Here is a 20,379-nt window from a genome sequence, read left to right on the forward strand (position 1 = left end):
AGGCGCGCAGCGCCGTGCGGCGTAGCCGCATACATCGAGAGGAGGTGCAGCGCAGCAAACCGTAGGCGATGCCCCCGGATGGACACCGTAGCGAGGGAACACTGAGCCTCAGCGAAGTGCCGTACGCCGGGGGCAAAGCCTTTTGGTTCCTTTTTGGCGTTTGAAAAAGGGACTCGCTGTAAGAGCGAAACCGCCAGCGGCAACACCCGCAGCAACGGATATGCCCCCAAAACCCAAAGAGCATGGTCGGCCCGAAGGCCGCCAAGACCAACAGGCAAAAAAAAGCCCCACCAAAGCGGGGCTCTCTCACAACACACCCAATCAGAAATCAGCCTTGACCGACATCACGAAGTTACGCGGATCACCATAGAAATTACCGAACCCTTCGGTACCAATGGTCGAGTAGTAACGCTTGTCAAACAGGTTATTCCCGTTAAGCGCCACCGACCAGGTGTCATCGATACGGTAGCCAATGCGACCGTTCCAGACCGCATAACCGGCGCCATCAATGTTGTCACCGCCCAAAGGCGAAGTCCGGTAGTTGCCCGTCTGCGCGTTGACACCCGCACCGATCGTCACGCGATCCAGCGGCCCGCTCAGGCTGTAGTCACCCCAGACACGCAGCAAATGGCGCGGCACGTAGGAGTTGTAGACCACGCCATCCTGCGTGGCGTCGGCATCTTCCAGCACCTTGGTCTGGGTGTAGGTGTAACCGGCGAGCAATTGCAGGCGATCAATCACCTCACCGCTGACTTCAGCCTCGAAGCCCTGCGCGCGAACCTTGCCGGAGTTGATCGAGCAAGAACTGTCTTCGCAACGCGGGTCATCCTGGGCAGCATCTTTCTGAAGGGTGCGGAACAGGTTGAAGGAGCTGTTCAGACGACCGTCGAACCACTCACCCTTGATCCCCAGCTCGTAGCTCTGGCCAACCAATGGCTTGAGCGTGCTGCCATCGATGGTCTTGTAAGCGCCTTGCGGGGTGAAGATGTCGGTGTAGCTGGCGTAGGCGGTCAGGTTGTCGTTGAGGTCGAACAGCACACCGGCGAACGGCGTGACTTGGCCGGTTTCGGTGGACTTGGTGTCGACCTGGGTGCCTTCGCCACGGAAGTACTGCACCGAATCGGTGTCGGACTTGTACCAACTGACACGGCTGCCCAGTACCAGGGTCAGCGGATCAGCCAGTTTCAGGCGGGCGATCGAGTAGGCGCCGTATTGCTTGATGTGCATGTCCACCGGGCCGCCACGGGAAGCGTTGGCCAGGTAGTAGCTTTCGTCCGGTTGCGGGATGTGGTGGTTGGGGTCGAGCACGTTCTGCCGTTGGGGCAGGGCGGCGACGGCGTAGAAGTCATCCTTGTGCGAACGGCTGGCGTTGGCGCCGATGGTCAGTTCATGTTGCTGGCCGAAGGCGTCGAATTTGCCGTCGACATAGGCATCGAAGCCGTAATCGCGCTGGTCGTAGTCGTAAATGCTACCCAGCATCAGCGTATTCGAAGCCGTGGCACCGACCGGCACTGCACCGCTCGGGAAGGCGTATTCCATGTCCTGGGTGTTGCGCGAATACACCCCGGCGACTTTCAGCGACCAGTCGTCGTTGAACTGGTGTTTCAGGTCGGCGAAGTAGGTGGCGCGTTTGCTGCGCTGGTTGTTCCACGCGGTGTTCAGGCAGGTGGAGCGCTTGAGGTGCAGGTCGGATCCGTCGGCGTAACGCGGCAGGCCGCCCCAGCATGGCGTAGCGTCGACGTCTTCCCAGGCGAAACCCAGACCCAGGGTGGTGTCGGGGCTGAGGTCGAAGTCCAGGGCGCCGTAGTAGATCTGGTCTTTGCGGCTGGCCACGTCATAGAAATATTGACGGGTCTGTTCGGTGACCACGGCGCGACCACGGATGGTGCCGGAATCGTTGAGCGGGCCGCCGGTATCGACCTGACCACGATAGTTGTCCCAGGTGCCTGCCGACAATGAGAGCTGCGTGTGCGCAGTGTCCTGGCCGCGTTTGCGTACGAAGTTGACGCCACCGGCGGTGCCGCCTGCGCCTTTCATCATGCCGGCTGCGCCACGCAGAACTTCCACGCGGTCATAAATGGCCATGTCGCTGTTGAAGCTGTCGGCCTGCACGTAGCTGCTGCCGATATCCAGCGGCACGCCGTCGTACTGGTACTGGCCAGTCATACGGAAGCCGCGGGAGTAGAAATACTTGCCGCCCATGGGCGAGTCATACACGGTAATGCCCGGGGTCTTCTCCATCACCTGTTCGATGGTGTTGAGGTTCTGGTCATCGAGCATCTTGCGGGTCATCACCGTGACCGACTGCGGGGTTTCCTTCAGCGAGTGCACGCCCTTGCCAATGGTCACGCCGCCGGTGGTGTAGGAGTTGCTGCCCTCAGTGGTGGCACCGAGGCGGCTGGCGTTGACGTTGGTCGGGGCCAGTTCCATCGCGCTACCGGTGGCCGGGCCGAGCACGGTCACGGTGTTGCCGTCACGCTGGTAGCGGATGCCGGTACCGTTGAGCATCGCCTTGAGCGAATCATCATCCTGGTAGCGGCCGTTGAGCGCGCTGGAGCGCAGACCTTGCAGGCTTTCCGGACTGTAGATGATTTGCAGGCTGGTCTGCTGGCCAAGGGTTTGCAGTGCCTGGGCCAGTGGCTGCGACGGGATGTTCAGGGTCCATTCCTGGGCCTGGACATACGGCGCTGCCGTGAATGTCAGTGCCAGACCAAGGCCGGTGCCGGCTAGTCGAGTGCGTGTCGCGCCGTGCATCAGCAGGGCTCGAGTCAGAGGGCGAAGCATGAAACGGGATGCGGACATGAGGTTAAGACCTTGGCAGGTATAGTTGTTAATGGTTCTTATTCATCTCATTAAGACGAGGAAGCCGCGGCAAACCGGAAAATTATTTTTCCGGCCTGGCCGCGGCCTCGTCGATCAAGCGGTTTGCAGTTCGCTCTTGACCTTGCCGGCCTCCATGCGCACCAGTTGATCGGCGACGTCGAAGTAACGGTCATCGTGGGAAATGACGATGATGGTCTTGCCCAGACGTTTGAGGTCAGGCAGCAACTCGGTGTAGAAAATCCGCCGGAACGTCGGGTCCTGATCGGCCGCCCATTCATCGAACACCAGCACCGGCCGCTCTTCGAGCCAGGCATTGACCAGGGCCAGGCGCTTGCGCTGGCCGGTGGACAAATCGGTGGTGCTGAACGCGCCGTCGCGCACGCTGACCTTGTGCGCGATCTCCAGACGTTCGAGGTAGCGGGTCGCGTCCTGCGGGACTTCGCGGTCGCCCTGAATCAGATCGTCGAACAGGTAGTAGTCGGCAAAGATCGTGGTGAAATTCTGCCGGTAGTCATCGCGGTTGAGCGCGGTGATCGGCTGATCGTTGACGCGGATTTCGCCTTCGGTTGGCGCGTACAAGCCCAGCAGCAGTTTGATCAGCGTGGTTTTGCCGCAACCGTTTTCACCGACGATAAACACGATGTCGCCCTGTTCGATGCGCAGGTTGACCGGCCCCAGACGGAACGGTTCGCTGCCTTCCACGGGTGGGAAGGCGTAGCGCACGTTGTGCAGTTCCAGGCTGTTGACCGCACCGGGTTTCTTGCCTTGGTCTTCCAGCAGCAGATGCGGTTCGGGCGAGGAGAATTGCTCGCTCAGTTCGGCGATGCGGCGGAAGGCAATCTGCGCACGGCTGATGATCGGCAAGGTGCTGACCAGATGCTCCAGCGGCCCCTTCATGTACAGCAGCACCAGGACGAAGCCGCTCATCACCGCTTTGTCGCCGCTGGGCCAGAAGGATTGCAGGGCCAGTGCCATGCCGATGACCACGAAGAACAGCATCGAACCGAAGGACTTGGCGATTACAAAAGTGTTGATGGATTTGATCTGGGTGTCACAAATCTTCTCGGCGGTTTTCTGAATACCGGCGACAAACATGCGCTGGCGACGCGGACGGTGAATGCGCAGTTCCTTGGCGCCCTCGGCAATCGCGTTGTAGTGCTTTTGCAGTTCATCCTCAGAGTCGCGTGCGGCGTAGAAACCGCGCATGCCCTTGGCCCGGGCAATCGCTTGAATGGTCGTGCCGATGGCAATGGCCACCAGCATCATCAGGAACATCGGCCAGGACAGCATGGCCAGATAGCCGAGGCAGCCGAGGGTAACGGTCATGGAAATTGCCAGCGGGGCGAAGGCGAAGGCGAAGTCGCTGATGGTGTCGACGTCGTGGGTCAGCACCGGGATCAAGCGATGACTGCGGTAGCGTTCGATCTGGTCGATCGGCGCCGACAGGACTTTCTCCCCCAGCTCTTTGCGCAATTTGGCAATGATGTGCTGGCCGACGTAGTTGGTGCCGATGTCGGACAAAATCGTCGTCAACAAGGCCAACGCACAGAGGCCAGCGAAGATCATTACCACGGTGCGGGTCAGGCCGTCGTCGGAATGCAGGGCATTGTTGATGGTCGCCAGCAGCACGGTGACGCTCAGGCCGCCGATCATGCCGAGCACGATGGACACAGAGACGATCAGGCGGAAGGGCTTGAGCAAGGCGAACAATTCGTTGATCGCCCCACGCGTAGGCTTGGTCATGGAGGATTCCTGCTTCGGTGCGGAGGGAGTGCCGGTACTTAAGGAAAACGAATGGTCACGGACTTTCTTTAAACGACCGCAGGCGGGGCTGCGGTCGGGATGGGCAGGATCAGAGGTCGCGCACTACGCGAAACCCGAGCCAGTCGCCTTTGCTGGTCGGCCAGCTGCTGTTGCGGTTGCCGGAGCGCGAGAACACCGGCGCCTCGCCCCAATCGTTGCCGCGCATGACCTGACGCTCGCAGTTTTCCTGGGTCCATGGGCGACCGTCGTTGGGTACGCCGGAGTAGTCCTTGTGATAACAGTCGGCGGTCCATTCGTAGACGTTGCCGTGAGCGTCGTAAACGCCGAAGGCATTGGCCGGGAACGTCCCGGCAGGGGAGGTGAAGTTGTAACCGTCGGCGGCGCCATAGGTGTTGGCGTGTTTGGAGATCTGGTAGTTGTTGCCTTCATCGAACGGGAAAGGGAAGGGCCCGGTGCTGCCGCCGCGTGCGGCGTACTCGCGGATCGATTCGCTTTGCAGGCGATACGCGTGGCCGGTCTTTTTCGATAACCAATCGATGTAGCCCTGGGCTTCGGCGACGTTCATGCACACGGCCGGGTCGCGGGCAGTCTGTTTGAATTCCGGTTTGCCGGCGGTGCAGCGGCGGCCCGGGCGATCATCGAAGTCGTAAGGCTTGTTGCCGGTTTCGCGCACGTACGCGTCCCACTCGCCGACCAGCACCTGGAAGCGGCTGATGGCGAACGGTTTGCTGAAGGTCACGTCGTGGCGCGGGCCTTCGTCCGGTTCGCGGCCGACTTCGTCGTCCGGGGTGCCCATGGTGAAGGTGCCGGTCGGCAGCACGACCATTTCCGGGCAGTCCTTGCAGTCCTTGAACACTTTGCCTGGCGCCGGCACTGTCGCCGCTTGAGCTGCGCCGGGCAACAGGCCGGCGCACAGCGCGGTCAGGGCCAGCGCGGGCAAGGCCTTGAAGGTGAAACAGGCATGGGGCTTTTTCATGAGTCGTCTCTGTGAAAAGAAAAACTGGAGTCGAGGGATCAGGCGCGGCGTTTTTTACCGAGCAGGGCCATGAAGCGGTCCACTTCGGCTTCGTTGTTGAGCAGGCCGGGCGCCGTGCGAATCACCGGACCGACGTCGCGGCTGACCGCATCGCAGATCACCCGGTTTTGCATCAGGTAGGCGGCGACTGCATCACTGTCCTGACCCTTGGCCCGGAAGAAAGTGAAACCGGCAGAAAACTGCGGATCGAGCGGAGTCACCAGCTCGATGTTCGACTGTTCTTGCAGACGCTGCTTCAGGTAGCTGTTGAGCTGATGAATGCGCGCCTGAACGTCAGCCTTGCCCAGTTGCAGGTGCAACTTGAACGCTTCGTCCACCGCCCAGCGATGCTCGAAAGCGTGGTAACCGCCCGGGGTCATGATCGTGGCGAAAGAGGTGGCTTCGGAGAACGTCGGCACGCTCGGGCTGACGTATTTCAGCTCTTCGCTGCGGCTGCAAACAATGCCGGTGCCGCGCGGGCCGAACATCCACTTGTGGGTGCCGGCGATAAAGAAGTCGCAGTTCATCTGCGGGAAACTCAGGTCGTCGACACCGAAACCGTGCACGCCGTCGACCACGTAAATCAGCCGATCCTTGTCGTCGCGTTGACGGTTGTGTTCATCGACCAGCCGCGAGATAGCGCTGATCGGCAATTTCACACCGCTGCCCGAATGCACCCAGGTCATGCCGAGGACGCGGGTCTCAGGGCGAATGTTGCGGTTGATGGTGTCGAGCACCTGATCCAGGGAAATGCTTTGCGGGTTGTCGAACAGCCTGAGTTTACGCACCTGCGTGCCATCGCGGCGGCTGCGGAAATCGAGAATGTTGCGGGTGGAATAGTGCTCGTGCTCGGTGGTGAGGATTTCCTGATCCGCGCGCACTTGCACGCTGCCATAAATCATCGCCAGACCTTCGGTGGTGCTACCGGTGAGCGCGATCTGGCCGGGCTTGGCTTGCAGGTATTGGCCGGCCCAGACCCGCACGTTGTGCTGCAATTGTTCGTTGCTGCCCAGATCCCAATCCATCGCCAGTCCCGGATTGCGGTCGAGCGTGGCGCGATGGCGTTCGATGGCCTCTCGCACGGGTTTGGGGTGGGAGGTAATCAGGAAATTGGCGAAGTGGATCGCCTGCGGATCCTGATCGAACAACTGGCGCAATTGCGTCCATTTGTTCGCGGAGGCCACGGGCGCGGCCATGGCCGGTGCTGTCAGGCTGGCGCCAAGCGGCAGGGCGGCTGCGACCACGCCAGCCTGTTTCAGAAAAGTCCGGCGGTCAGTCATGGCTTGGCAGTGTCCTGACGGGAAATCAGTGCCGGTTTCGCGGATTTCTGTACCTGATCCCAGACGCGCATGAAGTTGCCGCCCCACAGCTTGGCGATGTCCGCTTCGGAGTAACCGCGCTGGATCAGTTCGGCGGTGACGTTGCGGATTTCGCCAACGTTTTCCCAACCCTTGATGCCGCCGCCGTCGTTGAAGTCGGACGAGATGCCAACATGGTCGATACCGATTTTGCGCACTGTGTAATCGATGGCGTCGCCGAGATCCTTGAGGGTGGCTTTCGGCTCTTCTTCAAGGATGCCGTAGAGGCCGCTGGCGTATTGGCCGAGTTTCTGTTCCGACCAGGCCGTGATGATCGGGTCGCCCGGCATCAGCGCCATGGCCAGGTTTGGCAGTGGCGGCAGATCGAAGCGTGCGCGCAGGGCATTGAGTTTGTCCTGCGTGCCCTGAGTCAGCGGTTTGAGGTACTGCGAGAAGCCGACCACCTGGACCACGCCGCCGCTGTTCTTGATCAGCTGCAATTCCTTGTCGCTGAGGTTGCGCGGAATATCCACCGCCGCACGCGGTGCCGAGTGCGAGGCCACCAACGGTGTGCGGCTAAGCTGTGCAACCTGTTCCAGGCCTTTGGTCGACATCTGCGAAACGTCGATGATCACGCCCAGATCGTTCAAACGCTGCACTGCTTGCTTGCCGATATCGGAGAGACCGTCGAGGGCGTCCGGTGAGTCATTGAAGAACGGCAGCGGCCGCGAGGAGTCCGCCCAGCTGTTGTTGCCGATGTAGCTGAAGCCGAACATGCGCATGCCGCGTCCGGCCCACAGGTCCAGTTTGCTCAGGTCGTTGCCCAGCGGATAGGCGTTGAGCATGCTGATGAAAATCGCAAACTTGCCTTCGCCATGCAGGCGGCGGAAATCATCCGGGGTGTAGGCGATGCCGACCTGATTGGGGAAGTCGCGGACCATGCCGGTGATGATCTTGTAACGGACTTCCTGTTGGTTGCGGGCTTCTTCGACAAAACCTTCGGTGGGGCGATGCGGAGCGTTCGGGCCGTTCCACATTTCCGGCCAGCCGAACACCGTCAGCGCAGCGCCCGACAAGCGCCCGCGGTTGGCCTTGATCAGGTCGAACTGGCCGGAGCCGTCCTTGTCGGCTTCATTGCCGTGGGCACCGAAACTCAGCGGTACGGTGATGTGGCTGTCGAAGGAGAGAATGCGATCCTGCAACTCGGTCGCCTGTTTCATCACTTTTACCGGGTAGCCAGGGTTGTCCCGAAACCAGTAATCCCAAGCCAGAAACCCTGCGCCGGCGCTGATCGCCAAGGCCAGCGGCAGGCCGATAAATAGAGCCTTTTTCGAACGCGGTTTTGTCATTGCCATCTCATTCAGGTTCGCCGTCGAGGTGCAGGCGCAGGGGCCTTTGCTATCTGGGAGGAACGAGTGGCCGGGCGGGTAATTTAGTCGCGCGCAGGAAAAGCGCTGACGGCGCGTAGCGATCTTTTGCCGGGGCCGTAAATTTCCCCGGCGAGCAAACGTTCTAGCTTGGATAAAGCCTGCTTCATGGCTGACACAGGTAGGGCAATGACGATCTCTCGACGCTGGTTCATGGCGGGCATGGCACTCACGGGCGCCGCGCTGCCTGCCGCTTTTTATGCACATCGTGAGCTGACCCGCGAGGAGTTTCCGATCACCCCGGGCGAGGCTACGGTCGATCTGGCCGATACCGCCGGACAGCAGTTGGCGGACAACCTGCGCGGCGTCTGGGATATCCGTTTCAGCGGATCTGCGGCGGGGCTTGATGGCTTGCCACGCGACGGCCTCGAGTTGTTTCTCGACATTGCCCACCGGGGGCGCGGTTTGCGCGGGTTTCTCGATACCGGTGCCAACCTGCGCTCAGAAGCGCCTGCGCGTTACCAAGTGATCGGCGATCTGGCGCCGGGCAACGGCGCCGAAATGTACTGGCGGCTGATGCGCACCGATGCGCCGCACGCGCCGCCGGTCTACGAATTCAAAGTCAAACTCGACGAAGTCTGGGCGGCGTTCGGCAATGCCGGCAGCGCCACGTTCACCGGGCAAGTGTTGCGCCTCGATCGGCCGTTGGCGCTGCCCGAACTGGACAATCATTTCATCGCCATCAAGCGACGTTTTCCCGAGGCCCGCGAACGCACCGGTTTGAACCCGACGCTGTTGGCGTGGCTGGTGGCGCCGGAACATCGCCTGTTCCACCAGCTCTGGCACGCCAGCCGCGACAAGTGGCACAAGCTCTCGGAGAAAAAACGCGACGCCCTGCGCGGTATTGGCTGGCAGCCGGGGCCGCGAGACAAAGAGCGCGATGCCCGTGGGCCCAGCAAGGATCGTAACGGCTCTGGTATCGATTTTTTCTTCATGCACCGGCACATGCTCGGCAAGGCCCGTTCGATGCAGGATTTGCCGTCATGGCAGGCCTTCCCGATGCCGCAGCCGGAACTGGAGCGTGACCGCCAGGGCTTCGCCCGTTACTTCGACAATCACGACGGCGATGCACTACCACCGACGTGGCTGACGGAAGGTGATGACGAATACACCAAGTGGGTCAGCGATATCAAAGCGGCCGAGACCTATCACAGTAATTTCCAGGTCTGGGAATCGCAGTACCGCGACCCGCGCTACTTGGCGAAACTCAGCCTCGGCCAGTTCGGTTCGGAAGTCGAATTGGGTCTGCACGACTGGCTGCACATGCGCTGGGCGTCGGTGGCGCGGGATCCGTCCAACGACATTCCGGTGCCGATGGCGCGCGATCAGGCAGATTTTGCCGCGCGCTGGTATGCGCCGGAAAACGACTTTCTCGGCGACCCGTTTTCCTCGCACGTGAACCCGGTGTTCTGGCGTTTCCACGGCTGGATCGATGATCGCATCGAAGACTGGTTCCGCGCCCACGAGCGTTTTCATCCGGGCGAGGTCAGCCGGCTGGAGGTCAACGGCGTGCCGTGGTTTGCGCCGGGGCGCTGGGTTGAGGTCGATGACCCGTGGCTGGGGCCGGACACCCATGGCTGCAGCACCGTGCCGGGGTTGCAGATCGGGCGCTCGGTGGAGATGGATCCAGAGACGATGAAGCTGGCGTTGCGCATCACCTTTGGCGATGAAGACAACATGGCCGACCTGTTCCGCAAAGTGCCGCAGCGACCGTGGTACGCGCGGCATCTGAAAGTGAAAGGGCGGCAACTCTAAGCGCAAAAAATCGCAGCCCGGTGCTGCGATTTTTTTTACCTGGGGATATTGGTTGCCTGACCTGGCGCCTTCGCGAGCAGGCTCGCTCCCACAGGGGACTTTGTAAACGACGCAGATCCAATGTGGGAGCGAGCCTGCTCGCGAAGGCGTCAGTCCTGTCGATAATTTTCGCTCAGATAACCTGCCAACCCCCGCCCAGCGCCTTGTACAGGGCAATGCTGGCCTGCAAGCGCGAAAGGCGCAGTTGCACATTCATATCCTGCGCCGCATACAAGGTGCGCTGGGTTTGCAGCACCGTCAGCAAATCTTCGGCACCGGCCTGGTAGCGGCTCTGGGCAATGTCGAACGCGGTCTGCGCCTGGCTCAGTTCTTCGCTTTGCCACTGGCGCTGTTCGTCGAGGCCGCGAATGCTGCTCAGGGCTTTTTCCACGTCAGCGAAGCCATTGATGATCGCCCCTCGATAGGTTTCCAGCAGTTCGTCCTGACGCGCCTTGGCCTTGTCGCGCTCGGCGCTCAGGCGGCCGTTGTTGAAGATCGGCGCAGTCAATCCGGAAGACAGGTTGTAGAACGTGGTGCGCAGCAGGTCCGCCGCCAGATCGGCGCCAGTGCCGAGGCTGGCGGTCAGGGTGATTTTCGGCAGCATGGCGGCGCGGGCCACGCTGACGTCAGCCTGGGCCGCTGCCAGTTTGGCTTCGGCGCTGGCGATGTCCGGACGCCGGCTCAGCAGATCGCTGGGCACGCCACTGGCGATGTTCGGCCATTGCAACTGTTCGAATGACTGTTGCGGTGCCGACAATGCCTGCACCGGTTGGCCGAGCAGGGCGGCGAGGGTGATCAAGGCTTCGCGGGCCTGTTGCTGCACCAGTGGCAATTTGCGCTGCTGTTCCGCTACCAGGCTTTTTTGCTGGGCCAGTTCCAGTGCGGTGGCGCTGCCGGCGTCGAAGCGGGTTTGCACCAGGTGCAGGACGTTCTGCGCGTTGGCCAGATTGAGCTCGGCGATGCGTGCCTGTTCGCGCAATGCCAAGGCCTGCGTGTAACTGTTGGCGACGCCGCTTTGCAGGGTCAGTTCGACGGTGGCACGGTCGAATTCGCTGGCCTGTACACCGAACACGGCGCTGTCGCGCGCCGCGCGTTTACCGCCCCAGAAGTCGATTTCGTAACTGGCGCTCAGCTCGGCGTCGTAGTAATCCAGCGAGCGATTATCCGGGCTGACGTCGAGTTGGCTGTAGCCTTTGCCGTGCAACAGTTTCTGCCGATTGGCATTGAGACCGGCCTTGATTTCCGGGAGCAGCGGGGCGCCGGCAATCGTCGCACCGGCCTGGGCCTGCCTGACCCGGGCGACGGCGGCGCCGAGATCATGGCTGCCCACTCGCGCCTGTTCGACCAGACGATCCAGCTCGGGGCTGCCGAACTGAGTCCACCATTGGCGGTTGCTCTGCACGGCACCGGGATGCTCAGGCGATTGCCACGCGGCCGGAGGCTGCACACCGCTGTCGGGACGTGGCGCAGGGCTGTTACAGGCCGCCAGCAACAGGCTGGCGGCAAGGATGGTCAGTGGCGCTTTCATAGGTCGATCATTCACTGGTAAGGGCCGTGACCGGGTCGAGCCGGGCAGCCTTGCGGGCAGGCATGAAGCCGAAGAGGACGCCGGTGGCCAGCGCGCAGGCGAACGCACCGATGACGGCTAGCCATTGAAACGCGATCGCCACGCCGCTGAACAACAGCACGCCGCCGACCAGCATCGCCAGGCTGATACCGGCCAGGCCGCCAACCACCGAAAGCATCACCGCTTCGGTGAGAAACTGGCGCAGGATGTCGCGCTGTCGTGCACCCGTGGCCATGCGGATACCGATTTCCCGGGTGCGTTCGCGCACGGTCATGAGCATGATGTTCATCACCCCGATACCGCCGACCAGCAACGAGATCGCGGCGATGGCGCCAAGCATCAGCGACAGCGTGCCCTGCGTGCGTGCTTCGGCTTGAATCATTGCGGCGTTGTTGGTCAGTTCGAAATCCTTCTTGCCATTGTGTCGCCGCAGCATCGCCTGTTCGATCGCCTGCTCGGCGTCTTTGACCTTGCGTGCGTCCTTGGCGGCGATCACCACGTATTCCGGATTACGGCTGCCGAACAGGCGCGTGCTGGCCGCCGAGTAGGGCACGGCGATGCGGTTGTCGCTGTCGGAATCGCCGGAGCTCGAGCCCTTTTCCGCCAGAACACCGAGCACCTGAAACGGCACGTTTTCGATCAGGATGTATTGGCCGATCGGATCGGCGACATCCTTGAGCAGCTTGTCGCGCACCTTGGTGCCGATCACGGCCACGGCGGCGGCGCTGTCTTCATCGGCCTGGCTGAAGTAACTGCCCTGAACCACCGGCCAGTTGAAGATGCTCGGGAAATTGGTGTCGTTGCCACCGACGTAACTGCTGTGGTCGGCATTGCCGAAACGCACGCCAGCGGTCGAGCCGTTGACTGGCATGATCCGCTCGACCTGGGGCAGGGCAGCCAGCTCGGCGACGTCGTCGAGGGTGATGATGCCCGGTGGTGTGCGCGGATTGGGTGCGGCGCCGCTGAGGTAGATGATGTTGGAACCGAAGGCGCCCATTTGCGCCATCACCTGGCGTTTGCTGCCTTCGCCCACCGCGAGCATCACCACCACCGAGGCCACGCCGATGACGATCCCGAGCAGGGTCAGCGCAGTACGAAAACGATTGATCCACATGACCCGCCACGCCGCTTGCACGGCGTCGACCAGTTCACCTTTCCAGGCGCCGGTCTGGGTGCTGCCGCTGCTCAGGCGCTGGCGCAGATCCACCGCTTGCAGGGCGCCGGGATTGGCGCTGCGTGGTGGCGCTGACGGCTGTTCGGCGGTGTCGCTGATGATCAGGCCGTCACGAATCTCGATGATGCGTTTGGCGCGCTGCGCGACTTCGCGGTCGTGGGTGATGAGAATCACCACATGGCCCTGACTGGCGAGTTCGTCGAGCAGGGTCATGACCTCGGCGCCGCTGTGGCTGTCGAGGGCGCCGGTGGGTTCGTCGGCGAGGATGATGTGGCCGCCGTTCATCAGCGCCCGGGCAATCGACACCCGTTGTTGCTGACCACCGGAAAGCTGATGCGGGCGGTTGCCGGTGCGGCTACCCAGGCCGAGCCGCTCCAGCAAGGCGCTGGCGCGGGCGTGACGTTCGGCGGCGGGGGTGCCGGCATAGATGGCCGGCATCTCGACGTTTTCCTGGGCGGAGCCGGACGGAATCAGGTGATAACCCTGGAACACAAAACCGAACGCTTCGCGGCGCAGCCAGGCCAGTTCATCGCTGTCGAGTTGGGCGACGTCTTCACCGGCAAAACGGTATTCGCCGCTGGTAGGGCGGTCGAGGCAGCCGAGGATATTCATCAATGTCGACTTGCCGGAGCCGGACGCCCCGACGATGGCGACGAACTCACCGGCATGAATCGACAGATCAATGCCGCGTAATACTTCCACCAGCGGGCGGTCATTGCCGCCATAGGCTTTGCGGATCTGCCGCAGGTCAATCAGGGGCGTTTGCATTCAGCCTCCGCTGCCGGTGGCCGGCGCGCTGAGGATGTGATCGCCTTCGGCCAGGCCTTCAAGCACTTGGGTGCGCAAGCGGTCGCTGATGCCGGTGCGCACTTCGCGGGACTGGATTTCGCCATTGGCGGCGACGATCTGCGCCCGTTGCCATTGTGGGCGTGAGCCGGGTTGCAGGGCGGCGCTGGGCACGGTGAGGGTGTCTTGCGCCTGTTGCGCCACAAAGAACACCTGCGCCGTCATGTCGGTCATCAGGCTGTTGTCGGCGTTGTCGACGTCGAGCAATACGGTGTAGAGCACCACGCGTTCGCTGCCGCTGCGACCGCTGGTGGGGCTGCCGCCCTGATTCTGTTCGAGCGGGCGCGGCGGCACCGGCAGAATCTGCCGGACGGTGCTGCTCCAGCGCCGACTGCCGCCGCTGAGCGTGGTGAAGTAGGCGGTCATGCCGGGTTTGACGTGGCCGATGTCCGCTTCGGAAACCTCGGCCCACACGGTCATCGGCGAAAGCCGGGCGATGCGCAGAATCAGCGGGGTTTGCTGTTGCGCGTTGAGCGTCTGACCTTCGCGGGCGCCGACGGCCACGACGGTGCCGCTCATCGGTGCATAAATGCGCGTGTAGCCGAGCTCCGCTTCGTCACTGCGCAGGCTGGCTTGAGCCTGACGGATCTGTGCCTGGAACATGTCGATGCGTGCCTGCGTGGCGCGGACTTCGGCGCGGGCGGTCTGCACGTCTTCCTCACGGGTGGCGCCACCGGCGGCGAGTTTCTGCTGGCGCTGGTATTTCTGTTGCGCGAGGTCGTGCTGGGCGCGTTGCTCCTGCAACTGTGCCTTGAGGTTTTCGATGGAAAACCGCCCGGCATCCAGTTTGGCCTTTTGCGTGGAGGGATCGATCTCTACCAGTAACTGGCCTTCCTTGACCGTGTCGCCAGCCTCGACATGAATCTTCTGGATCTGCCCGGACGCCTGCGCACCGACGTCCACATAACGGCGTGGCTGCAGCGTGCCCAGTGCGGTCACGCTGTTTTCGATACTGCTGCGGGTCACCTGCACCGTGGCGAGGGCGTCGCGCCCGGGCGGCAGGACTTGCCACGCGGCAACGGCGATCACGGGAATCAGGCAAAGGGCGGCGAACAGAGCGCGTCGGGCGGGGCGGGGACGTTTCATGCAGGGTTCCGGCCAGTGGAATCGGCCCGTCATTCGGCCAGTACACAGGCGTGCAGAGGCGCTGAACGCTGTCGCATGGCACGACAGATACGGGGAGCTGTCCTGTAAACGATGAATGCACAAGGGAATTTAAGCGCCGTACACATCAAGTAACAGGTAGCCAGATGCGACTATTTGGGGCGGATGTGGAAACAACTCTTTAAATCTATATGAGAATTACTATAAATTACGCACCTCACGTTGCCACTATCTTGCTACTGCGTTTGCGGCGGCTGGATCAGTGTGCTCAAGGACAGGAACTGCATCGATGCGGTCGGGAGTCATGTTGGAAAACTACTATCGCGAGCTGGTGTGTTTCCTTAACGCCAAGCTGGGCAACCGTCAGGTGGCCGAAGATGTGGTGCATGACGCTTATGTGCGGGTACTGGAGCGTTCCAGCGACACACCGATCGAACAACCGCGGGCCTTTCTTTATCGCACGGCATTGAATCTGGTCATCGACGATCATCGGCGCAACGCCTTGCGCCAGGTCGAATCGCTCGATGTGCTGGACAGCGAAGAGCGCTATTTCACCCCGTCGCCCCACGGCACCCTCGACCACGGTCAACGCCTGGAGATGCTCCAGCGCGCGTTGGCCGAGTTGCCGCCGCGCTGCCGGGAAAGTTTTCTGCTGCGCAAGATCGAAGGTCTGTCCCATCCGGAAATTGCCGAGCACCTGGGGATTTCCAAGGCGTTGGTGGAAAAGCACATCGTCAACGCTATGAAACATTGCCGCTTGCGGATCAAACAATGGGACGCCCATTGATCCTTGCTGGTTAAATTTCCGTTCATCGTCCTCGTTCCTACTCAACAGACGACCTGCTGACCTGATTCAGGCCGGTCAGGCCACCCAGGCTTTATCCCCGCGTTGAGGGGTTCATCCAGAGGACACTGGAAATGACACAGGCAATTGCATCGCCCATCGTTCACGACCTGATCGGCGTCGGTTTCGGCCCTTCGAACCTGGCACTGGCCATCGCTCTGCAAGAGCGCGGCCCGACCCAGGGTGAGCTGGATGTGCTGTTCCTCGACAAGCAGGCCAACTACAGCTGGCACGGCAACACCTTGTCGACGCAGAGCGAGCTGCAGATTTCCTTCCTCAAGGATCTGGTGACCCTGCGCAATCCGACCAGCCCGTACTCGTTCGTCAATTACCTCAAGTATCACGGTCGTCTGGTCGACTTTATCAACCTCGGCACCTTCTATCCGTGCCGCATGGAGTACAACGACTACCTGCGCTGGGTCGCCGGGCAGTTCACCGAGCAGAGCCGTTACGGCGAAGAAGTGCTGACCATCGAGCCCGTGCTGCACAACCACCAGGTTGAAGCGCTGCGGGTGATTTCCCGCGATAGCCAGGGCCTGCAACATGTACGCACCACCCGTTCGGTGGTGGTCAGTGCCGGTGGCACACCGCGTATTCCGGAGGCGTTCAAAGCGCTGAAGGGCGATAGCCGCGTGTTCCACCACTCGCAATACCTCTCGCAAATGGCCAAGCAGCCGTGCGTGAACAATCAGCCGATGAGCATCGCGATCATCGGCGGTGGGCAGAGCGCGGCGGAGGCCTTTATCGATCTGAACGATTCGTTCCCGTCGGTGCAGGTCGACATGATCCTGCGCGGCTCGGCCTTGAAGCCCGCCGACGACAGCCCGTTCGTCAACGAAGTGTTCTCGCCGGAGTTCACTGATCTGGTGTTCCAGCAGAATAGCGTCGAGCGTGAGCGTCTGGTCAACGAGTACCACAACACCAACTATTCGGTGGTCGACATCGACCTGATCGAGCGCATCTACGGCATCTTCTATCGGCAGAAAGTCTCGGGTGTTGCCCGTCACGCGTTCCGTACCCTGACCACCGTCGAGAAAGCCACCGCCACCGAAAACGGTATCGAGTTGGCTGTGCGCAACAACGCCACCGGCGAAGTCAGCGTACGCAACTACGATGCGGTGGTCCTGGCCACCGGTTACGAGCGGCAGATGCACCGCAAACTGCTGGCGCCGCTGGAAGAATACCTGGGTGATTTCGAGGTCGATCGCAATTACAAACTGATCACCGACGAACGCTGCCAGGCCGGCATCTACATGCAGGGCTTCTGCCAGTCCAGCCATGGTCTGAGCGATACGCTGCTGTCGGTGCTGCCGATTCGTGCGGACGAGATTGCCGGTTCTTTGTATGACCATGGCAAGAACCGTGGGCATCGGTCGATGGCGGATCTGCTGTTGGCGACTGCCAGCTAACGCCGATTTCCAGGCCAGATCATTCCCACGCTCTGCGTGGGAATGCCTCAACGGACGCTCCGCGTTCGGCCTTCGATAGGGACGCGGAGCGTCCCGGGCTGCATTCCCACGCAGAGCGTGGGAACGATCATCCTGAACCCTTCCTGAACATCCCCCACATTCCCCCGACACACTGCCTTTTTCGGGTTTACTCTCCAGACATTGGGGCGTAAGCTTCGCGCGTTTTCATCAATAGCGGAGACCCACAGTGGGTACTTGTTCGAGTGACAGTTGTCGGCCGGTCTCGGTAACCGGCAGATTCTCGGCAAGATAACGCGCAGCCTTTCTCTGCCGTTGTCTCGCCGTAACAGCGAGCAGCGGCATCCCGTGCATGACCCGTCCTGGGCCATGTCTGGACGTTCCTTCTCATCGACGCTGAACAGAGCGTGATTGCGACTTTATTGTCGTCATCGCAGCCCTATCGACACGCCTGTCGTTTCTGACTGGCGCGCCAAGCCTTGCCGTGCCGGTTTTCCGGCGGACGAGGCGCGGCCGTACCTGCTTGACGGTTTCCCGGCTGACCATAGGGGCAACAGCCATGAAACTTACGCTCAAGGAATTCTTCGCAGGTTTTCTGCGGACTCGCCACATCGCCCGGCACTTCCGTCGTCTGGCGCTGCTGGAATCGATCAACGACACCACGGTCAGCCGTGAAGTCCCGCCGACTTTGGCCAACACCCTGGTCGATGCCGCGCATTGCGACAGCGGTGTGTTGCTCTCGTCATTGGGCACGCACTCCGATGGCCTCACCGATTTCGAAGTCGATGCGCTGCGTGCGCAATACGGGCTCAACGAAGTCGAACACGAGCAGCCGCTGCCATGGTGGATTCACCTGTGGCACTGCTACAAAAACCCGTTCAACTTGCTGCTGACGTTGTTGGCGGTGATCTCGTGGCTGACCGAAGATCTCAAGGCCGCCGTGGTGATTTTCTCCATGGTGGTGCTGTCGACGCTGCTGCGCTTCTGGCAGGAAAGCAAATCCAACCAGGCTGCCGACGCGCTGAAAGCCATGGTCAGCAACACTGCCACGGTGATGCGCCGTGACGCCCCACGCAGCGAATTGCCGATCAAGCAATTGGTGCCGGGCGATCTGATCGTCCTCTCGGCCGGTGACATGATTCCCGCTGATTGCCGGGTGCTCAGCGCCAAGGATCTGTTCGTCAGCCAAGCGGCGATGACCGGTGAATCGATGCCGGTGGAAAAATTTCCGCGTCAGCAGGATCGCGACACGCGCAATCCGCTGGAGCTGGACAACATCCTGTTCATGGGCACCAACGTCGTCTCCGGCACGGCGGTGGCGGTGATTCTCACCACGGGCAACAGCACCTATTTCGGTGCGCTGGCCCAGCGTGTCGGCGCAACCGATCGCGCGGTGACTTCGTTCCAGCAAGGCGTCAACAAAGTCAGCTGGCTGTTGATCCGTTTCATGTTCGTCATGGCGCCGCTGGTGCTGTTCATCAACGGTTTCACCAAGGGTGACTGGACCGAAGCATTGCTGTTCGCGCTGTCGATTGCCGTCGGCCTGACCCCGGAAATGCTGCCGATGATCGTCACCTCGACGCTGGCCAAAGGCGCGGTGTTCCTGTCGCGTAAAAAAGTCATCGTCAAACGTCTCGATGCGATCCAGAACTTCGGCGCCATGGACGTGCTGTGCACCGACAAGACCGGCACGCTGACCCAGGACAAGATCTTCCTCGCGCGCAATGTTGATGTCTGGGGCGAAGACTCCGATGACGTGCTGGAAATGGCTTACCTGAACAGCTACTACCAGACCGGTCTGAAAAACCTGCTCGATGTCGCGGTGCTGGAGCACGTGGAAATCCACCGTGAACTGAAAGTCGGCACGACGTTTCGCAAGGTCGATGAGATCCCGTTCGACTTCAATCGCCGGCGTATGTCGGTGGTGGTCGAAGGACGTGGCCAGCCACATCAGTTGATTTGCAAAGGTGCCGTGGAAGAAGTCTTGGCGGTGTGCAGTCGCGTGCGTCACGGTGAGGTCGATGAAGCCTTGAGCGATGAATTGCTGACCCGGATTCGTCAGGTCACCGCAGCATTCAACGCTGAAGGCTTGCGCGTGGTGGCGGTGGCCGCACGCTCGATGCCCGAAGGTCGCGAGATTTACAGCCTGGCCGATGAACAGGAACTGACGCTGATCGGCTATGTGGCGTTCCTCGATCCCCCGAAGGAAAGCACCGCGCCGGCGCTCAAAGCCTTGGCCGAACATGGCGTGGCGGTGAAAGTGCTGACCGGCGACAACGAACTGGTGACCGCGAAGATCTGCCGCGAAGTCGGCCTCGCGCAACAAGGCCTGCTGCTGGGCAATGACGTCGAGCGCATGAGCGATGACGAACTGGCCGTGGCCGTGGAAACCACCAACGTCTTCGCCAAACTGACGCCGTCGCACAAGGAGCGCATCGTGCGCATCCTCAAAGGCAACGGCCATGTGGTCGGCTTCATGGGTGACGGCATCAACGACGCTCCAGCCCTGCGCACCGCCGACATCGGTATATCCGTGGACAGTGCGGTGGACATCGCCAAGGAAGCCGCCGACATCATCCTCCTGGAAAAGAGCCTGATGGTGCTGGAGGAGGGCGTACTCGAAGGGCGGCGCACCTTCGCCAACATGCTCAAGTACATCAAGATGACCGCCAGTTCCAACTTCGGCAACGTGTTCTCGGTGCTGGTCGCCAGTGCGTTCATTCCGTTCCTGCCGATGCTGCCGATGCATCTGCTGGTGCAGAACCTGCTCTACGACATTTCGCAGATTGCGATTCCATTCGATAACGTCGATGAGGACATGCTGAAAAAACCGCAACGCTGGCAGCCGGGCGACGTCGGGCGCTTCATGCTGTTCTTCGGCCCGATCAGTTCGATCTTTGACATCACCACGTTCGCCTTGATGTGGTACGTATTCGATGCCAACACCCCGGATCACCAGACCCTGTTCCAGTCCGGCTGGTTCGTGGTCGGGTTGCTGACCCAGACGCTGATCGTGCACATGATCCGCACGCCGAAGATTCCGTTCCTGCAAAGCCGTGCAGCCATGCCGCTGCTGGTCATGACCGGGATCATCATGGCGGTCGGCATCTTCCTGCCGATGGGGCCGCTGGCGCACTACTTCAAATTGCAGGCGCTGCCGTCGCTGTACTTCGTGTTCCTGCCGGTGATTCTGCTGGCGTATATGGCGCTGACCCAGGCAGTGAAAGGGTTCTACATCCGCCGGTTCGGCTGGCAATAAACAGCTAGAACGCTGCCCCCTGTAGGAGCTGCCGCAG

The 20,379-nt window shown here is 61.4% G+C and carries 12 protein-coding genes; 4 read left to right on the forward strand and 8 right to left on the reverse strand.

Annotation, left to right across the window (positions count from 1 at the left end):
• Nucleotides 1–321: 321 nt before the first annotated feature.
• From AC0ZWN_RS25345 to pvdM, 5 genes are all read right to left on the reverse strand, one after another.
• The gene (locus AC0ZWN_RS25345) at nucleotides 322–2,802 is read right to left on the reverse strand and encodes a TonB-dependent siderophore receptor (RefSeq protein WP_476337059.1); all 2,481 of its coding nucleotides are present in this window, start codon (nucleotides 2,800–2,802) and stop codon (nucleotides 322–324) included.
• A gap of 114 nt (nucleotides 2,803–2,916) precedes the next feature.
• Nucleotides 2,917–4,566: a cyclic peptide export ABC transporter gene (locus tag AC0ZWN_RS25350; protein ID WP_093431948.1), complete on the reverse strand. Its 1,650-nt coding sequence runs from the start codon at nucleotides 4,564–4,566 to the stop codon at nucleotides 2,917–2,919.
• A gap of 109 nt (nucleotides 4,567–4,675) precedes the next feature.
• Nucleotides 4,676–5,563 carry a dihydropyoverdine dehydrogenase gene (gene pvdO / locus AC0ZWN_RS25355; RefSeq protein WP_476337061.1) on the reverse strand — a complete coding sequence of 296 codons (888 nt, stop codon included), beginning with the start codon at nucleotides 5,561–5,563 and terminating at the stop codon, nucleotides 4,676–4,678.
• 38 nt (nucleotides 5,564–5,601) lie between these two features.
• Nucleotides 5,602–6,882, reverse strand: a complete 1,281-nt coding sequence (gene pvdN / locus AC0ZWN_RS25360) for a pyoverdine-tailoring periplasmic protein PvdN (RefSeq protein ID WP_476337063.1) — start codon at nucleotides 6,880–6,882, stop codon at nucleotides 5,602–5,604.
• Complete coding sequence (gene pvdM, locus AC0ZWN_RS25365; protein WP_093431958.1) at nucleotides 6,879–8,249, reverse strand: pyoverdine-tailoring dipeptidase-like protein PvdM; 1,371 nt, start codon at nucleotides 8,247–8,249, stop codon at nucleotides 6,879–6,881. Before pvdM ends, pvdN begins: the two co-directional genes overlap by 4 nt.
• Before the next feature lie 207 nt (nucleotides 8,250–8,456).
• On the opposite strand from pvdM, the gene pvdP reads away from it, so the two are divergent.
• Nucleotides 8,457–10,082 (forward strand): pyoverdine maturation tyrosinase PvdP, encoded by a 1,626-nt coding sequence (gene pvdP, locus AC0ZWN_RS25370; RefSeq protein WP_476337065.1) that lies wholly within the window; start codon nucleotides 8,457–8,459, stop codon nucleotides 10,080–10,082.
• Between the two features lie 172 nt (nucleotides 10,083–10,254).
• On the opposite strand, the gene AC0ZWN_RS25375 is transcribed toward pvdP, so the two are convergent.
• Genes AC0ZWN_RS25375 through AC0ZWN_RS25385 form a run of 3 tightly spaced genes read right to left on the reverse strand, consistent with a single transcriptional unit; the run spans nucleotide 10,255 to nucleotide 14,794 of the window.
• Nucleotides 10,255–11,649 (reverse strand): efflux transporter outer membrane subunit, encoded by a 1,395-nt coding sequence (locus tag AC0ZWN_RS25375; protein ID WP_476337067.1) that lies wholly within the window; start codon nucleotides 11,647–11,649, stop codon nucleotides 10,255–10,257.
• 7 nt (nucleotides 11,650–11,656) lie between these two features.
• Entirely contained in the window at nucleotides 11,657–13,630 is a 1,974-nt protein-coding gene (locus AC0ZWN_RS25380) for a MacB family efflux pump subunit (RefSeq protein ID WP_476337068.1), read from the reverse strand.
• Nucleotides 13,631–14,794 (reverse strand): efflux RND transporter periplasmic adaptor subunit, encoded by a 1,164-nt coding sequence (locus tag AC0ZWN_RS25385; protein ID WP_194934774.1) that lies wholly within the window; start codon nucleotides 14,792–14,794, stop codon nucleotides 13,631–13,633.
• 322 nt (nucleotides 14,795–15,116) lie between these two features.
• Between AC0ZWN_RS25385 and AC0ZWN_RS25390 the strand changes: the two genes are divergently transcribed.
• The 3 genes from AC0ZWN_RS25390 (at nucleotide 15,117) to mgtA (ending at nucleotide 20,342) form a co-directional block, all read left to right on the forward strand.
• A complete protein-coding gene (locus tag AC0ZWN_RS25390) occupies nucleotides 15,117–15,599 on the forward strand; it encodes a sigma-70 family RNA polymerase sigma factor (protein ID WP_042704912.1) in 483 nt (160 codons plus the stop codon).
• Between the two features lie 131 nt (nucleotides 15,600–15,730).
• A complete protein-coding gene (locus tag AC0ZWN_RS25395) occupies nucleotides 15,731–17,065 on the forward strand; it encodes a lysine N(6)-hydroxylase/L-ornithine N(5)-oxygenase family protein (protein ID WP_476337070.1) in 1,335 nt (444 codons plus the stop codon).
• Nucleotides 17,066–17,642: 577 nt separating this feature from the next.
• On the forward strand, nucleotides 17,643–20,342 hold the full coding sequence (gene mgtA / locus AC0ZWN_RS25400; protein ID WP_476337071.1) for a magnesium-translocating P-type ATPase: 2,700 nt from the start codon (nucleotides 17,643–17,645) through the stop codon (nucleotides 20,340–20,342).
• Nucleotides 20,343–20,379: the final 37 nt, after the last annotated feature.

It is taken from the genome of Pseudomonas sp. 3B-A001-10F, from assembly GCF_056313565.1.

What these genes read in the sequence shown, in the direction of transcription:
- AC0ZWN_RS25345 (WP_476337059.1), bottom strand. Translation starts at nt 2,802, where the DNA reads ATGTCCGCATCCCGTTTCATGCTTCGCCCTCTGACTCGAGCCCTGCTG.
- AC0ZWN_RS25350 (WP_093431948.1), bottom strand. Translation starts at nt 4,566, where the DNA reads ATGACCAAGCCTACGCGTGGGGCGATCAACGAATTGTTCGCCTTGCTC.
- pvdO (WP_476337061.1), bottom strand. Translation starts at nt 5,563, where the DNA reads ATGAAAAAGCCCCATGCCTGTTTCACCTTCAAGGCCTTGCCCGCGCTG.
- pvdN (WP_476337063.1), bottom strand. Translation starts at nt 6,882, where the DNA reads ATGACTGACCGCCGGACTTTTCTGAAACAGGCTGGCGTGGTCGCAGCC.
- pvdM (WP_093431958.1), bottom strand. Translation starts at nt 8,249, where the DNA reads ATGACAAAACCGCGTTCGAAAAAGGCTCTATTTATCGGCCTGCCGCTG.
- pvdP (WP_476337065.1), top strand. Translation starts at nt 8,457, where the DNA reads ATGACGATCTCTCGACGCTGGTTCATGGCGGGCATGGCACTCACGGGC.
- AC0ZWN_RS25375 (WP_476337067.1), bottom strand. Translation starts at nt 11,649, where the DNA reads ATGAAAGCGCCACTGACCATCCTTGCCGCCAGCCTGTTGCTGGCGGCC.
- AC0ZWN_RS25380 (WP_476337068.1), bottom strand. Translation starts at nt 13,630, where the DNA reads ATGCAAACGCCCCTGATTGACCTGCGGCAGATCCGCAAAGCCTATGGC.
- AC0ZWN_RS25385 (WP_194934774.1), bottom strand. Translation starts at nt 14,794, where the DNA reads ATGAAACGTCCCCGCCCCGCCCGACGCGCTCTGTTCGCCGCCCTTTGC.
- AC0ZWN_RS25390 (WP_042704912.1), top strand. Translation starts at nt 15,117, where the DNA reads ATGTTGGAAAACTACTATCGCGAGCTGGTGTGTTTCCTTAACGCCAAG.
- AC0ZWN_RS25395 (WP_476337070.1), top strand. Translation starts at nt 15,731, where the DNA reads ATGACACAGGCAATTGCATCGCCCATCGTTCACGACCTGATCGGCGTC.
- mgtA (WP_476337071.1), top strand. Translation starts at nt 17,643, where the DNA reads ATGAAACTTACGCTCAAGGAATTCTTCGCAGGTTTTCTGCGGACTCGC.